Annotated in this window: 10 protein-coding genes; 4 read left to right on the top strand and 6 right to left on the bottom strand. The window is 58.2% G+C overall.

Translation table 11 applies throughout. The features are described 5' to 3' along the window. Positions 1-569 precede the first annotated feature (569 nt). The 4 genes from GAL_RS19505 to GAL_RS19490 all read left to right on the top strand — a co-directional run bounded on the left by GAL_RS19505 (position 570) and on the right by GAL_RS19490 (position 9,289). The gene (locus GAL_RS19505; RefSeq protein ID WP_024099315.1) at positions 570-2,801 is read left to right on the top strand and encodes an ATP-dependent nuclease; all 2,232 of its coding nucleotides are present in this window, start codon (positions 570-572) and stop codon (positions 2,799-2,801) included. Next, entirely contained in the window at positions 2,798-4,642 is a 1,845-nt protein-coding gene (locus GAL_RS19500) for a UvrD-helicase domain-containing protein (RefSeq protein ID WP_024099314.1), read from the top strand. Before GAL_RS19505 ends, GAL_RS19500 begins: the two co-directional genes overlap by 4 nt. Positions 4,643-4,709: 67 nt before the next feature. Continuing rightward, a complete protein-coding gene (locus GAL_RS19495; protein WP_024099313.1) occupies positions 4,710-5,888 on the top strand; it encodes a metallophosphoesterase family protein in 1,179 nt (392 codons plus the stop codon). Further along, positions 5,885-9,289, top strand: coding sequence for an AAA family ATPase (locus GAL_RS19490; protein WP_024099312.1), 3,405 nt, complete (start codon positions 5,885-5,887; stop codon positions 9,287-9,289). Before GAL_RS19495 ends, GAL_RS19490 begins: the two co-directional genes overlap by 4 nt. Positions 9,290-9,448: 159 nt before the next feature. Here the strand turns inward: GAL_RS19490 and GAL_RS19485 are convergent, their stop codons facing one another. From GAL_RS19485 to GAL_RS22685, 6 genes are all read right to left on the bottom strand, one after another. Further along, positions 9,449-9,985 carry a hypothetical protein gene (locus tag GAL_RS19485; RefSeq protein WP_024099311.1) on the bottom strand — a complete coding sequence of 179 codons (537 nt, stop codon included), beginning with the start codon at positions 9,983-9,985 and terminating at the stop codon, positions 9,449-9,451. Between the two features lie 156 nt (positions 9,986-10,141). Next, positions 10,142-10,870: a DUF736 family protein gene (locus tag GAL_RS19480; RefSeq protein WP_024099310.1), complete on the bottom strand. Its 729-nt coding sequence runs from the start codon at positions 10,868-10,870 to the stop codon at positions 10,142-10,144. A 124-nt stretch (positions 10,871-10,994) separates the two neighbouring features. Then, the gene (locus tag GAL_RS19475) at positions 10,995-11,300 is read right to left on the bottom strand and encodes a hypothetical protein (protein ID WP_024099309.1); all 306 of its coding nucleotides are present in this window, start codon (positions 11,298-11,300) and stop codon (positions 10,995-10,997) included. A gap of 18 nt (positions 11,301-11,318) precedes the next feature. Next, a complete protein-coding gene (locus GAL_RS19470) occupies positions 11,319-15,581 on the bottom strand; it encodes a strawberry notch family protein (RefSeq protein WP_024099308.1) in 4,263 nt (1,420 codons plus the stop codon). 102 nt (positions 15,582-15,683) lie between these two features. Beyond that, positions 15,684-15,836, bottom strand: coding sequence for a hypothetical protein (locus GAL_RS19465; protein ID WP_024099307.1), 153 nt, complete (start codon positions 15,834-15,836; stop codon positions 15,684-15,686). Continuing rightward, the gene (locus GAL_RS22685) at positions 15,826-15,990 is read right to left on the bottom strand and encodes a hypothetical protein (RefSeq protein ID WP_009819683.1); all 165 of its coding nucleotides are present in this window, start codon (positions 15,988-15,990) and stop codon (positions 15,826-15,828) included. The genes GAL_RS19465 and GAL_RS22685 overlap by 11 nt, the downstream gene beginning before the upstream one ends. Positions 15,991-16,071 lie beyond the last annotated feature (81 nt).

The raw sequence follows: 16,071 nt of genomic DNA, 5'->3' as shown, positions 1-16,071 counted from the left end.
TTGCGATCCTTGACGCGGGCTGATTTGGGGGCCATCCGGAGGATATGCTTCCACGCTCATGTGTGTGTGTTTTGACGGTAGGTTTGCCCGACACGAGCAGGCAAACGGCCCGACCGGACGCGGGAGACGGATGCAGCGGCGGGATCGTTTTGCCCCGCAAAACAGACCAGAGCGCAATCCGGCGGAGCGGCCAGGGAGAGACGTGCTCGCGAGGCGGGCAAACCGGGACGCCGGGTGCGACGCCGCGGTGAGGCCGCATGGCCGAATGCGCGACGGACCGAAGGGCCGTTCTCCCCTGCGACACGCGAAGCCGAGCTGGGGAGGCCGCAAGGCATAAGCCAAGGTTGATGTGCAGGCGACTACGCTGCAGAATACACGGATTACTTTTCGAAGCACTCCACGTGATGGGCCGGGAACGGACTGGCGGCTTCATGGCAATGAATGCAAATAAGGGGACATCCCTCGTTGCCATGGTTCGGTCCTCCCGAAATTCTACACCTAGGGAGCGACGCATTGGACTGCCCCTTTCACGGTAGACAAGCCCTGCCTCATAAGGTGGGTTTGGATGGGTGACGCAGTTGTCTTGCTTTTGTCAGCTTGGTGACATTCGCGCCGTTGCGAGCATCAGTTTTGTGTCAACCGGCGACGAATTTACCTTCCCGAACACAACCAATGATTGCTATCATCTTCGCAGCTTACAGGGGGACTGGATGCGTCTAGGTAGTATATCCATTCGAAATTTTCGGCGCCTGAATGATGTGTCCGTTGATTTCGAAAGCAAGGAAACTGTTTTTGTTGGCCCGAACAACAGCGGCAAGACTTCTGCGACGGCTGCCATTCGAAGCTTTCTCGGGAACCGGGAATTCAAGATTCATGACTTCTCCATTCTCGCAATTGCCTCTATCGACGCATACGCTCCAAGGAACGAATCCAGCCTACCTCAAATAGAACTTGATCTCTGGTTTCACATCGATCCGGACTCAATTGCGTTCGGTCGGGTCTTTGCCCTGGCAACGAGCCTTTCCGCTGATTTCTCGGAAATCGGGATGCGCTGCTCGTTCGCTGCGGATGACGCAGCAGAACTCTGGAAGCATTACGATGCAGCTTTCCCGACAAAGGAAGACGGTACCCGCAAGCGCCCTTTGAGCTTCTTCCTTGGAATGGAAGGCAACTTGAAAAAGTATTTTGGCATCAAGGTGTCCTCGCTGGAAAAGCTGGAAGAGGAATTCGTGGCAACGGCACTCTCCGCGCAAGAAGGCAAGAAGATTGTCCATTCTCTGCTGCGCGTCGATTTCGTTGATGCCCAGCGAAATATTGACGACGAGAATGCCGCGAGGAGCAACAGACTGTCAGACGCCTTTGCGACGTATTACCGGAGAAACCTGGAGCAGGCGGAACTGGCCGAAGAAGCTGTAGCGATCATTGAACAGAATAATGAAAATCTGACTAGGCACTACGACGAACGCTTCAGACCCCTGATGACAATGATCGGAGGTCTTGGCCTTCCCTCCGACAACGACCGCGCGATGAAGGTCGTTTCGACACTCAGTTCGGAGGTTGCGTTACGCGGTAACACCGAACTCTTCTACGTCGATGCCAGCACCAGCCATGAGCTACCCGAGGCCTATAACGGACTGGGTTTCAAGAACCTGGTGTTCATGGCCATTCAGGTCGATCATTTTTATCGGCAATGGCTCGCGACCGAAGACAACCGTCCGCTGTGCCAGATGATCTTTATCGAAGAACCGGAAGTGCATTTGCACGCTCAGGTCCAACAAACATTCATTCGCCAGATGTGGGACGTGCTCACCGCTGACGCACCAGAAGGCGAAAGCAAGCCCCAGCTCACAATCACGACCCACTCGTCGCACATCCTGGATACCGTGGATTTCTCAAAAATCCGCTACTTCCGTCGGTGCCATATCAACGGTGAACAGGATGGAGTGACCTATCAGGGAACGACCGTGCACAGCCTTCGCCAATTTCAACCTGAGCCACTTGAATTGGGCGGCGATATGATTGAACCAGAGGAATCACTTTCCTTTCTCAAAAAATATCTGAGACTTACGCATTGCGACTTGTTCTTCTCCGATGCTGCCATACTCGTTGAGGGGTCTGCGGAAAAACTGCTTTTGCCGCGCATGATTGACATATCGGCGCAGAATCTGAACAAAAAGTATCTGACCATTCTGGAGGTAGGTGGCGCTTATGGGATGCGCTTCGCCGGATTGTTGGAATTCCTCGAAATTCCCTATTTGGTCATCACCGATATCGACTCCGTTGATCCCGCGAGAAACCGGGCGAGTTGCGTCGCTACCCATCCGGGAGCCGTTTCGTCGAATGCGACTCTGGGGTATTTCTTTGGAGAGACGAGAGTCGCCGAACTCTCCGGCAACACCTTTGACGATTGTCTGCAAGCTGAAGGGATGCGTTTTGTCGCCTATCAAAAGCCAGTAGAAGTTAACCGTCAGGACAATGCTCAAACCTTCCACGGGCGAACCCTTGAAGAAGCCTTTGTCTTCGAAAACCTCGACCACTTCCATGCCGATGGACTCAGTATCGGCATTGACTTGCCGGATGGTCGAGCCGAATTGCAAGAGGCCGTCTGGCGACGCATTAAAAGCGATACTTTCAAAAAAACAGAATTTGCTATGGATGTCCTTGCCTTCGAAATACCGGCAGGCGGGGACGAAGAAGCGAATGCGGGAGAGAACCGGGACTGGAATGTTCCCCACTACATCGACGAAGGCCTAAAATGGCTGGAGACACGTCTCTCCCAAAACCTGGGAGCCGGCGAATGACGGCAGAACTCAAGCCAACTGAGGCCGATAAGAAAATTGCTGAGTGCATCGCCAAGGACGTTTCATTTTCGGTTATCGCAGGCGCTGGTTCAGGCAAAACCACATCGCTCGTTGAAGCTCTGAAAGGAATCCAGAGGTCCCGTGGAAACGAGCTTCGGAAAAACGGTCAGCGCGTGGTGTGTATCACATACACAAACCGTGCCGTTGGAGTGATTTCGTCGCGTCTAGGTTTCGATGACCTCTTTTACGTTTCCACTCTGCACGGGTTCCTTTGGGCGGAAATCGCGCGCTTCCAGGATGCTATTCGGGAGACCCTTCGTGATGCGATCGTCCCGCAACATATGGAAAAGGCCCGCGAGAAAGACAACGGGGGGACGTCTCAGGCCGCTCAAAAAGCGAGGAAAGACCTTGAGCGCCTGACTGCCCAACTTGCTGCGCTAAACGCGCATAAACCGCCGATATGCTACGAAGAAACCGTTATCAGCGACTATTCCAAATGTGTCCTGAACCATGATGATGTTATTGACGTCGCGGCCTATCTAATCACGAACAAACCACTCTTGCGCAAAGGCCTCGGGTTCAAATACCCCTACATCTTTGTCGATGAAGCTCAAGACACCTTCCCGCAGGTCGTCGAGGCGCTCAATGCTGTGTGCGCGGACGAAGGTTTACCAATCGTCGGATATTTCGGCGATCCGATGCAGCAGATTTACGATAAGCGTGCCGGAGGTTTTGCCGGTCCAAAAGGCTCCGAAAAGATTCCGAAGGAAGAGAATTTTCGAAGCTCAACCTCGGTGATCGACCTTCTCAACAACTTCAGAACCGATCTGAAGCAGGTTCCGGGTGGGAAGAACTCCGACGTTAAGGGCAGCGTCTTGATTACGATCGCGCAGGCTCCCGACCCTGCCGGTCCACGGAAAACCTATACCTCTGAACAACTCGATGAGGTAACGGCGAAGTTCGAGGAAGCCGTTGAACAATGGGGATGGACCGATATTACTCCTGTAAAGAACCTTTTTCTGGCACGCCAGATGATCGCCCGGAGGCTCGGATTCGTTACACTGCACAAGCTCTTTACAGGTGACTATTCGTCGTCCAGATCCCAATCCGACTATGAAGACGGCACGCACTATCTTCTCAAGCCCTTTGTGGACGGCATTTTTTCTTTGGTCGATGCATCCCGCAACAACTATCCTAAAAAGCTGATTGAAACACTCCGAAGAATAAGCCCTGCTTTTGACGACACTGGAGCGAACAAGAGCAAAACCCTCAAACAGATGCTCGAGGAAGCCTCAAAACACGCCGCTGCTTTGGCAGAAAAATGGGAAGGCAATACGGTCAAAGAAATTCTGGAATACTGTAGCGCGAACGCGCTTTATCCAATTTCGGACCGCCTTGCAGGTCAGTTGGCTCGCGCTCCCCGCCAAGCTTATGACTCCGGCAATGAGGATCACCAAAGGGAAAAAGGAGATTGGCTGGCTGATGAATTCTTCAAGCTGAAGGCTGACGAACTCGAAAAGTACATCGAATTTCTGGATGAGAATTCTCCTTTCAGTACGCAGCACGGCTCGAAAGGCGAAGAGTATGAAAACGTGCTGGTCATGATCGACGATATCGAGGCAGCCTGGAATACCTACAGCTTTTCGAAAGTTCTGACCCCTGGTGTCGCGGGCAATCCGACCGACCGGCAGCAAGAACTTACTCAAAAGCTGGCTTATGTCTGTTTTTCACGGGCGGAAGTGAACCTTAGGATTTTGATGTTTTCGAAAGCCGCGGAAGCGGCCAAAAAAGAACTGGTTGAGCGCGGTTTGTTCCAGGACAGCCAGGTTTCAATTTTATAGGTACCGGACAGATCCTTATGCAGATTCATTTTTTCACATCGATCGTTTTCAGGAAGATTTAAAATCTATGCGTGTCCTCGTTTCAGCCGACATTCATCTCGGGTCGCCGATTCGCTCGACCGCGATGCGCAATCCGGATCTGGGTGACCATCTGAAACAGGCAAGTCGGGACACGTTCATTCGCATTGTTGATCTGGCAATCTCGGAAAGTGTCGATGCACTGGTTCTCGCTGGCGACATCTTTGATAATGACCAACCAGACCTGAAGTCCCGGGCATTTCTGATCTCGCAATTGGCACGCGCCGCTGACGCGGGTGTTCCCACAGTACTGATCCGTGGCAACCACGATGCCCTTCTCGATCACCGAGCCCACGGTAACCTGGGTCCGAATATTCATTTGCTGCACAAGAACGAGCCCAGCGTGGAAATCGGTGGCGTGTGGTTCCACGGACTGTCTTTCGACACGGCGCATGTCTCAAAAAGCTTCCTGCCCGACTACCCGGCGCCGGTGGCTGGCCGGAAAAACGTCGGACTGATGCATACGTCGCTGGATGGCTCGCCAGGTCACGATCCCTATGCTCCCTGCTCCGAGCAGGATCTGCTGGCACATGGCTATGACCTTTGGTGCCTCGGCCACATCCATGCCCCCTTTGAGCGCACATCAGGCCCAGTTCTCGCTGTCATGCCGGGCATTCCGCAACCACGCCACTTCGGAGAACTTACCGGCGGTACGGTCGCGATTGTCGAGCTTGATGATGACACTCCGAATATCGAACGGCATCGGGTTGGACATCTGAGATTCACCGAATGCGCTTTGGATCTCAGTAAATCTTCAGATGTTCAGGAAGTTTTGAGCGCGCTTCGGTGTGCACTCCAAGGGGTGCAGCATCCAGAACACCGCATAGCGGTGCGTCTGCAGGTGGCCACAGGCCACCATACTGCTGAGACACTGACGGCCCTTGCGAACGAATTGCTCGATGACATCGAGCGCGTGTTTATCGACAAAATCAAAGTGGTTGCCCCCAAACAACTGATCGACGCAAAGGCGGATGACCTAGTGCGCCTGATGCGGGCCGAGCTCACCGAACCGGGCTTCCAGCTGGCCACCAAAGAGATCCTCGAAGAACTCAGAAACGCAATGCCCCGTGAAATTGCCGACGAATTATCTGAAGACGCCTTGGATGACCTTTTGGAGGAGGCCGTTACTGAAGTTACGCTGTCTCTGCACTCAGGAGCCGCGGAATGAGACTGAACCGGCTTGATCTCATTCGCTATGGCCGTTTTGACGGCGCCGAGATCGTGCTCCCGGCACCAGCCGAGGGCAAACCTGATGTCACCGTAATCTATGGACCGAATGAATCGGGAAAATCCACGGCCTTTAACGGGTTTCTGGAACTTCTCTTTGGTATGAAAGCAGGAACCCACCCGTACGCTTTCAGGTTTGAACGCAATGACCTTTTGGTCGGAGCGGAGCTGGGTATCCCCGGACGCGGGGTGACAGTTTTGCGCCGAAATGGCAAACGCACCCAGTCCCTGCTTGATCATCAGGACCGCCCGGTCGACGAAGCCATTCTTTCAAGTGCGCTCCATGGCCTTTCCATGGAGGGTTATGTCGAAAGGTTCTCACTCAACGACGAAGGACTCCGCAAAGGCGGTGAACGGATTGCCGAGGCAAAAGGCGACCTGGGCCAGCTTCTGCATGCGGGTGTATCAGGCCTGACCAGTATGGCGACGACACTGGAAGACATGACAGCCCGCGCCGAAAAGTTTCACAAGAAGAGCGGCCGAGGTACGGCGCTCAAAACCGGCAAAGACCACTTGAAAGAGATCCATCAGGCACTTCGAACGGAACGTCTCACGCCGGATCGGGAACGCACTCTTCGGAAAGACAGAGAGACCGCGCAAAAGGCTTTCGAACAGGCGGACACCGACCTCACGCGTGCCCGAAAACGGCAGGCAGCAGGAGCGGCGGCGCAGACCTGGTATGACAAATCGGAGGAAATTCGGAAAATCGACGAATTTTCTGCCGATTTTCCGGAAGGTCCGAATTTGAAGAAGGGCACGGATGGGCAAGTCGCCACACTCGTGACAACCCTATCGGAGAAAGCAGAAAGTATCGCAGGCGCCGATGACAGAATTGCGCGCCATGAAGCGGTCATTTCAGAAAATGAGGCTGACCCGGCTGCCGGACATCTCGAAGCGGAACTCACAGAGCTGGATCAAATCAGAATCGATGGGGCGTCCCTCACCTCCCGAGCGGACACGGCCAGATCGGATCTGGAAAAGCGCGCAGGTGAGCGCGATGACGCGGGCCGCCAGATAAAACAGATTCTGACAGCGTTGGCGGTAAGTGACGAGCCTGTAGAGGCCTTGGTCCTGACGACCGAAGAACTGGAGACACTCGCGGATGCGGTACAGGCCTGTCAAACCAGCGAGGGCGAGCTGCGAGCGGCTTCAAACGTGTTGAAGACCGCACGCGATCAGCTGGGGGATACTCCAACCGAACCAAAGGACTTGTCTCACCTGCAGATCGCGTTTGACGCATGGCAGAAAGTTTCGGACGTGTCAGGTCTTGAACATAACCTCGCATCGGAACTCGCCCGGCTAGCCAAAGCAGTTTCGGGTCTACCTGCTTCTTGGCAGACACTTATCGAGAACGGCCTGCCTGCACGTGAAAGTCTCGATGAAATCCTCAGGGAATGGAACACCCTGAATGCCAACATCGTTTCCGCCACAGAAGATTTGGAAGGTCGCGAAGCGGACTACAAGGCCGCGCGCGCAAAACGCGAAGCCGACGAAAGCGCGCCGGATTCGATTGACGCTGCAGCGACGGAAGAAACCCGTCGTCAGCGTGACACAGCCTGGCAATCCCATCGTGGCAGTCTCTCCGACAAAACCGCGGAGCGTTTTGAGGAGGCCATGCATGCAGATGATGGCGCCCGAACGAGCTATCTGATGGGCACGGAGGCGCGCAAACAGCTTGCAAACTCGCGCGCACAGGAAAGCACCGCAAAAGCCGCACGTGACACGGCAAAAGACAAACTCGAAGCACTCACCGGAAAACACGAAGCTTTGACCAAGCGGGGCGGCTCACTCGCGACTGCCCTGGGCTTTCCCGTCGATACGGGGCCGGCTGCGTTTGCTGCTAGACTTACCAGCCTGACGGCGGCGGCTGAGATCGCAACTGAGGTCACTATTGCGGAGAATGCCTTTGAGGACCGCGCCAAGCGCCGCAAGGCAGCCTTTGACGAACTGCTGGCAGCAGCCCGCCTAGTCGCCCTTGAAGGTGAAGATAGTGACCTCCCTGAGCGGGTTGGCAAGGCTCTCACACTTCAGGAAAGTGTCCGTAAGACATGGGAGAACTGGCGTCGCGGGGAACGTAGCATTGCCGACTACCAGAAAGCTGTATCCCAAGCCGAGACAGATCATAAGGCAGCCTTGAACCGACTGGAAACGCTGACCTCGGCGCGACCTCTTCCTGATCGCTCGGCCACGGGCGTGAAAGCAGCGCTGCCGCACCTGCGCACGCTGCAACAGGTTCACAGTAATCACAGAAGCCTGGCGGGACGTGTTGAAGCCCTGGAACGCGCCGTTGCCACCCTGGCAAGGAGTGCCGCACGATTGGCGGAGATCCTGGAGGAGCCTTACAATCCGAAAGACGATCCACTTCCCATCATCAACCGCGCTCGTGCGCGTGTAACCAAAACCGCTGAGGCGGATCGTGTGAGAAAACGAGAAGAAGACCTTCTCGACAAGGAGGTCAAAGGCCGAAAGCGTGCGATAGTTGCCCGGGACGAAGCGCAAACCCAGCTGGAAAACTTGTTTGAAGGACAAGGTGGTGAGGATCTTTCGCCGACGGAGCGCGTGGGGATTCTAGCTGAACGCGACGAGTTGCGCGAAGACCGGGCCAATGCGGACACGAGCCGCAATAAGGCGCGCGACGGCGTGGATCGTACGCTCTTTGACGAAGAGCTGACGCGATTGCCCGATGTAACGCGAGAAGCGGAACTGCAGCAAAAACTTGACGATGCGCAAACGGCACGGGATGCCGCTTTGAAGGAAATGAATGAAAAAGAACGCCTTTACGAGGAAGCTTTTCATGCCGCTGACAACAGCGATCTGATCACCGAACAGGCCACGATCCTCGAAGAGTTACGAAACGGTGCAAGGCATGCGGCTGTCGCAAGGCTCGGGATATTGGCTGCGCGGGGTGCCTTAAAGCGCCTGGCTGCCGAACGAAGCAGCGCAATGCTGAAAGACGTGGAAGAAGCTTTTGTCACCATGACATCTAAGGAATGGGAAAAAGTCGTTGTCTGGAGTGAATCCGAGGGCGAAAAGCTGGTCGGCATCAAACCCGGCGGCGGCCCCGTGAAGGTCGAAAACATGTCCACTGGAACCATGGGCCAATTATATTTTGCCCTGCGCCTGGCCGGTTACCGCAGCTTCGCGCGTGATCCGGGCCCCCTGCCCATGGTTCTCGACGATATTATGGAAACCTTCGACGATACCCGTGCATCTGCCGCATTGAATCTCTGTGCCGAGATCGGACGGAGCGGTCAGGCAATCATTTTCACGCACCATGCGCACCTGTTGGAGCTTGCACGCAAGAACATTCCAGGAGTTTCCGTCGTGGAGATGCCGCATTAGCATCCCGCTGTTCACTCTTTCACCTGAAGTTTGATGACTATGGAACAGCTCTTCAAAAAATATGGACCGCTTTCGCGCGCTACCGGCGATACGCCTAAGGGACCGGTGGCCAAGGCGGCAAATCCGATCACAGCCTGAGCCAGGGGAGCGGCCTCGATTTTACAGGGTGTTCCCAGGCCGCAGCGGCATGATTTCACGCTCGGGGCGCTTCAGGGCTTCGGCGTATTTGCGGGCGTTGTCGTCAATCGTGCCGTGCCAAAGCTTCGAGACGAACGCGCGGGCGTCTTGGACTTTCATGTCTTTCAGCGAAGAGGACAGCGCCATGAAAAGCTCATCCTCGCTGATCGCAGCGGCGCTGTGCATGGCGCCAGCGTAAAATGACGGGTCGTTGAGAACCTGCTCGCTCAGCGGCATCCGCGCGAGGTTCTCTTCCGGGATCGCCATGAAAATCGTGTCCTGCAGGTCGGTCAGATACGCACGCCGCGATGTGGACACCGGCTTTCTCGCCGCCTTGTCCTCCAGATGTGCCTGCCTTGTCCTGTCGAGATTTGCCCTTGCATGGGTCATGATGACTTCACGCTTTCGGGCGGGTAGCGCGAATCCGGTGCAGCGCTCGATATGGGCGAGGAGATCTGCAACCTCTGCCTCAACATCAAAGTTGTCAAACCATGGAACCGTCCCTGATCTAGCCGCCACGTGCCCGCCCTCGATGTATCGATAATATATTATTGTATCACATTTGCACCTGATCGCAAGCGGGGGACGTCCTTCACGCAAACGGACATGGAAAAAGGGGAACCGTGATCCCACGGCTCCCCTTTCGGTTCAGATCGTCTCCCCCCCGCGCGCCGATTAGGCGACCAAGGAGAGCCCCGCGCCCGCGTCCTGCGGCTGCTCACCGCTGTCGATGAACGGGATGATCGAGAAGGTCTTTCCGCCGCGCTGTTCTTCGTTCTGCACGGCGTTGACGCGCAAGTCGCCATCAGGCGTGTTGATCAGCAGCGACAGGTAGTCATTGCCCGTGCGGCTGCTTTTGGCCATCCACGCCGAGCCGACGCGGATCGGTTTACCCCGGGGCGAGCTGACCTCGATGCGGTAATCGGGGTGGGTCTCCTCGGATTTGTAGCTGTTCTCGATCAGCATAAACTCCAGATCGAACATCATGTTGGCGATGTAGCCCGTGAAGGCGTTGTCAGCGTCCATGGCGGTGAGCTCGCCCGAGATCGAGCCGGATTTCATCAGGCCGTTCGAGACCAGCGGGATGATCTCGAATTCGCCGCTCTGGGCCGCGCGCGCCTCTTTCGTCTGCACCGCGTTGACCCGGAACGGGCCGAGGCCGACATCGATCTGCATCGAGATGTAGGGGTTGCCGCTGGTATTGCCGGTCTCGTTCCAGGCCGTGCCGATACGCACCTTGCGGCCTGATTTGTTGACTGCCGTCACGTCGTAATCCGGGCTGCGAGCGGACATCTTGGCCCGTGCCTCGATCTGGATGGCGATGTCAAAGCGCGTCGAATGGATCATGCCGGTGTACTCGGCGGCTGCGGTCTCGACATTGCGGGTGAGGGTTCCTGCGAACATGGGATGGTTCCTTTTGGATTGGCCGGTGCCTGACGTTTTTGCCAACGCAACCGGGATTGCTTTCTCGACCCCTTGAGGGATCACAAACCAGAAAGCTCGCTTTCCTTTCTTCCCAACCTTCAGTTCAGCGCTGACGCCTGAAAGACTGTGCCACCTTCCCGCCGGGTACGACGCCCCTCCCCTGTTCGTCTGGCCTCGGATGGCTGTCCTGGGTATTCTCGTCGACCTCCTCCGATCCCGCGATGAAGAACTCTGCTTCCTCCCCGTTCAACCGCTGCCCGCTCCGGTCGGTCAGCCCGATGGTGCTGCCGTTCGGCTCAAACGTGATCAGGTATTGGCCGAGGCTGTCCTTGTGAACAACGTAGCCGGTATTGGCCCAGTGCACGGTCTGGCCTGCATCGATGGCGGTTTTGATCTCTCCGAGTGTCATGATCTTTCCCCCCATTGCCTATTCTGCTGCCACTGAAGCGGCATCTGGTGCATGCCCCAAGATCCGAGTCAGAATGCGGCCCGTGTCGATCCCGTCCCCATGCGGCAGAAACACCCGCAACTGAAAGGCGATGATCTCCGTGAAGCAGCCGAGCGCCTTGAGGCCTTCGATCATGCCCTTGTCCGCACCGCCCAGCTCAAGGCGCATCTCGCCTGCGACCCGGCGACGGGTCAGGGTGAGACCCCGGCCCAGATCGACAGGCGCGGTGGTGCCGAGGGCGGCGGTCAGCATCTCCTGTGGCGTTTGCGGGTTGGAGACGAGGAAGCTGGCGCGCAGCGCGGCCGCCCCTTCCTCGCTCAGCGTGCGCCCGATCATGGCGGTCGCCCCGTCCGGCGTGACGCGGTAGATGCGTTCATTCGTGGTCGGGATGTCCTTCCAGATCGGCAACAGCAGCCCGGTCAGCAGGTAGAGCTTGGTTGTGGTGGTTTTTGGCAAGGACGCTGCCTCGGCATCCCAAAGCCGTGCAAACTCGGGCCTGTCGATCTCTTCCCAAGCCGAGGACTCGAAGCGCGTCTCTTCGAGGTAGCTGGAGCCATTGGGCCGCACCGCCTTGCGCATGAGCGTGACGATATCCTCGTCATACATCTGCATGGGGCGCGCCGAGATGAGCGCCGCGCGACCGGAGGCGCGATTGACCATCGGTAACTTGTCGGGATTGCGCGACATGGCCTCTTCGGCGTCCAGCACATACACTGGGTCGGTGACCTCCAGCCCGATAATCCGCGTCACGGCGCCGGATTTCGGGCAGGTCCAGAGATCCTCGGTGGAGACCTGTTCTATCTTGTCGCCGCGTAGGGTTTCCACGCCGAGATCGAGCGTGCCCGCCGCGCGCGCCCGTTCCGTCTGATCGGCAATCCGGCGCATGAACTCGGCAAAGAGTGCGTTCTGCATGTGGATGGGAAGGGCAAGCACCCGGTTGAGAAACCGCTGGATCGGGGGAAGCTCCTCAAGGAGCACCCCGTCCTTGTCGATCAGCCGCAGGGCGGTCCAGTCGGTGAAGCTCTCGTAGCTCATCGCCTCGGCCCGCCCGGCGGCAAGATCGGCGAAATACCCACGTAGTGCGGCCCGCGCGATCGGGCTTTCGAGATTGTCCTCCTCCCGGAACATGCCTTGCGAGCCGGTCTCGCGCTGACCCTTCGTCAGGGCCCCCAGCTGGTCGAGGCGTTTGGCTATAGTCGAGGTGAAACGCTTTTCGCCATGCACATCCGAGGTGCAGACCCGGAAGAAGGGCGCGCTGACTTGGGCAGAGCGATGCGTGCGGCCGAGCCCCTGGATGGCCGCATCGGCGCGCCAGCCGGGCTCCAGCAGGTAGTGCCGCCGCCGTTTCTGGTTCTTCGCCGTTTGCGCCGCATGATACGACCGGCCCGTACCGCCCGCATCGGAGAAGATAAGGATATCCTTATCACCGTCCATGAAGGCTTGGGTTTCGGATGAATTGCTGCTGGCGGCGCGCTTTTCGATGAAGAGATGACCATCCTCGGCCTTGAGGGGCCGGATGGACCGCCCCGTGACTTCTGCCACGGCCTCGTCGCCAAAGGCCCAGAGGATCTGATCCAGCGCCGAGGGGATCGGCGCCAGCGTCATCAACTCCATCATGGCCGCGTCACGCAGAGCGAGCGCCTCGCGCGAGACGACCAGCGCGCCAGTTTCATCCCGAAGCGGCTCAGCCACCATGTTGCCGTCGATCTCCACGAGCTTTTGGGCATGGATCGGAAAAGTCTGTTCGAGGTAGGCGAGAACATAGTCGCGTGGCGTCAAGGCACCCTCGACGAGTTCATCCTCCGGGTCCATCGTCTCAAGCCGACGCTTCAACAGGCTCTCACCCGTCGAGACCACCTGGATGACGCAAGCCTTGCCTGCCGCCAGATCGTCCGCGATGGCGTGGATGATGGTCGGGGCCTTCATGCCCATCAGCAGATGATTGAAGAAACGCTGCTTTGTGCTCTCGAAGCGGGACTTGGCCGAGGCGCGTGCTGCCGAGGCATTGGTCTCGCCCGAGGCACCGTTGACGCCAGTCGCGGTCAGCGCGGCCTCGAGATTGTGGTGGATCGTCCGAAAAGAAGCCGCGTATGCGTCGTAGATCTCGATCTGGGCCGAAGTGAGCGCGTGTTCGAGCACGTCATACTCCACGCCGTCGAAGCTGAGGGCGCGCGCCGTGTAGAGGCCGAGCGTCTTGAGATCGCGCGCGACCACCTCCATGGCGGCGACACCGCCGGCTTCCATCGCCGAGACGAAACTCTCGCGGCTCGGAAAGGGGTATTCGGGGCCCTGCCCCCAGAGCCCCAGCCGCGCGGCATAGGCCAGGTTGTGCACACTCGTGGCACCCGTGGCCGAGATGTAGAAGACGCGAGCGCGGGGTGCTGCCAGTTGCAGCCGCAGGCCCGCAAGGCCCTGCTGGGAGGGTTTGACCCCCCTGCCCTGCTCAGACCCGGCCGCGTTCTGCATGGCATGGGCCTCATCGAAGGCAAGAACGCCGTCAAAGTCTGCGCCCATCCAGTCGAGGATCTGGCTCAGTCGCGTGGTGCCGCATTTGCCCGCAGACCGCAGCGTGGCGTAGGTGACGAAGAGGATGCCACAGGTCACGGTGATCGGCTGGTCCGGTTTCCATTTGGAGAGCGGCTGGATGTCGGCGGGCGAGCCGCCGAGATCGGTCCAGTCGCGGATCGCGTCCTCGATAAGCGTGGCGGATTTGGAGACCCAGATCGCCTTCCTGCGCCCGGAAAGCCAGTTCAAAAGGATCAGCCCCGCGCATTCGCGTCCCTTACCGCAACCGGTGCCGTCGCCGAGGAAATAGCCGAGGCGATAGGCCCATGCGTCCGGGTCATCATCAGCACGCGTCAGCTTGGTTTGGTCGTCATCGATCATAAACCGCCCCGGCAGATCACGCCCATGGGCATCATGTGCCATGATGATGGTTTCCAGCTGCGCCTCGGAGACGTGACCCTCCTCGATCAGCTTCGCGGGCAGGCGCAATTCCGCACTGGCCGCGCCTGAGGGCACCGGCGGCGCGACAGAGGCCATGGCGATGCTCTCGACGAGCGGCGTGGGATGTTCCTGCGCACCCGCGATCTCGATCCGCTGCGGCCGGTAGCGCGCATAGATGTCAGAGATGGGCGTGTTGTCGCGCGGGGTCTGAAGGCTTGTGAAGCTGAGCGGACGGACGGTATTGGGCCGTGGTTTGGAGGCGGCGACAGGCGAAGCGGCGGTCTTGCGCGGGGCAGATGATCGAACGGTCGGTCGCGCTTGAGGGATCGCTTCAGCCCGCTGGGCGGGGCGCATCTCGATCCGGGTTGCGGCCACGGCATCGACATATGCCAAGGCTTCCTCCAGATCCTGAACCGCGGCGCGGATGAGTTCGCCATCGTCCTGCACCTTGTCGAAGACCATCAGCTGGGTTTCGACAGAGGTGCCGAGCTTGCGGTAGACCTGCCCCGGCATCGTCAGCGCCAAGCGCGGCGTCAGAAGACCGCAGGCCCGCGACCAATGCGCGGCATCGCGTTCGGGCGTGAATCCTGGCGGCATGATCGCCACCAGCCGCCCGCCGGGTGCCAGACGCTTCGCAGACGCGATGAGATGCTTGGCGGCGATGTGTTTGTCCCGGGAACGATCGACCGAGGAGGCGAAGGGCGGGTTCATCACCACGACGTCGGGTAGAACCGGCGTTTGCAGCAGATCATCGATATGCTCGCCGTCATGGCCCGTCACCTCGCCGCCGAAAACCGCGCGCAGGAGGCGCTGGCGAAAGGGGTCGATCTCGTTGAGCAAAAGCGTGGCACCGGCCCGGGCGGCAAAAGCGGCCAGTGCACCGGTGCCCGCCGAGGGCTCCAGAACGGTCTCGCCCTTGCGGATCGCCGCGGCCCGCACCGCCGTGGTCGCGAATGCCAGCGGCGTGGAAAACTGCTGCAGACGGATCTGCTGCTCTGACCGGCGGGTTTCCGTAAGGAGACGTGAGGCGAGGAGTTTTGCGTTGGCGATGTCTGCTGTGGCACCGGCCCCACGCAGAAGCACCTGGATGGCCGCTGCCTGCATCATGTCATAGGCCATGCGCCAGTCCCAGGCGCCACCGGCATCGCTGCCATGAAACGTCTCGCGCATGATACGCGCGAGCGCTGAACTGCGCAGGGGCTGGTCATCGACCTCCGTGCCGATTTGCGCGAGGGCAGAGGCGAGATCGGCTTCGGAGATTGCGAGAGCCGGGTTGGCCGTTCTGGGTTTGGACATGGGGATTTTCCTTTGGATCAGGGTCTGAGTTCCAAAGGACAAAAAGCCCGCTTTCGCTTTTCAGGGTGACGTAGTCAGACCGCGCTGACCTCCAAGGCTTGGTCAGGACTTGGGTTCGACCTGCCGCTTCGCATCAATCAATGCCTGTGCGGCCTGCATCACCTGAACCTGAGATGTTCCCGAGCGTGCATCCTCCAGCGTGGCCTGCACCTGCGCGCAAAACCACGTGTCATAAGAATTCGCTTCAGCGGCCACGGAAATGCTCCTCGAGCCCGATATCCAGCAGCTTGCCGAGGTCATCGGGCATGTCTGCAACGCGCACAGCAATTGGGAAACGGTGCCCCGTCAGGTCAGGCGCGCATTGCTCCTCTAGACCGAGGTGCTGCCTATCCTTTTCCGTCTCATTCATTGTGCTTTCTCCGACCGCATTATCAGCCGATGCTACATCTTCGAGCGTGGCGTCGTAAATGATGTTGCCAAAGGGTCATAG

The organism is Phaeobacter gallaeciensis DSM 26640 (assembly GCF_000511385.1).
In the GTDB taxonomy this organism is placed as follows: domain Bacteria; phylum Pseudomonadota; class Alphaproteobacteria; order Rhodobacterales; family Rhodobacteraceae; genus Phaeobacter; species Phaeobacter gallaeciensis.
The sequence above is the reverse complement of the archived record's forward strand: the minus strand, read 5'-3'. Positions and strand labels throughout refer to the sequence as shown.

Excerpts from the sequence above, each read along its gene's own strand:
- GAL_RS19500 (WP_024099314.1), top strand. The coding sequence starts at position 2,798 with ATGACGGCAGAACTCAAGCCAACTGAGGCCGATAAGAAAATTGCTGAG.
- GAL_RS19480 (WP_024099310.1), bottom strand. The coding sequence starts at position 10,870 with ATGTTCGCAGGAACCCTCACCCGCAATGTCGAGACCGCAGCCGCCGAG.
- GAL_RS19475 (WP_024099309.1), bottom strand. The coding sequence starts at position 11,300 with ATGACACTCGGAGAGATCAAAACCGCCATCGATGCAGGCCAGACCGTG.
- GAL_RS19490 (WP_024099312.1), top strand. The coding sequence starts at position 5,885 with ATGAGACTGAACCGGCTTGATCTCATTCGCTATGGCCGTTTTGACGGC.
- GAL_RS22685 (WP_009819683.1), bottom strand. The coding sequence starts at position 15,990 with ATGAATGAGACGGAAAAGGATAGGCAGCACCTCGGTCTAGAGGAGCAA.
- GAL_RS19470 (WP_024099308.1), bottom strand. The coding sequence starts at position 15,581 with ATGTCCAAACCCAGAACGGCCAACCCGGCTCTCGCAATCTCCGAAGCC.
- GAL_RS19495 (WP_024099313.1), top strand. The coding sequence starts at position 4,710 with ATGCGTGTCCTCGTTTCAGCCGACATTCATCTCGGGTCGCCGATTCGC.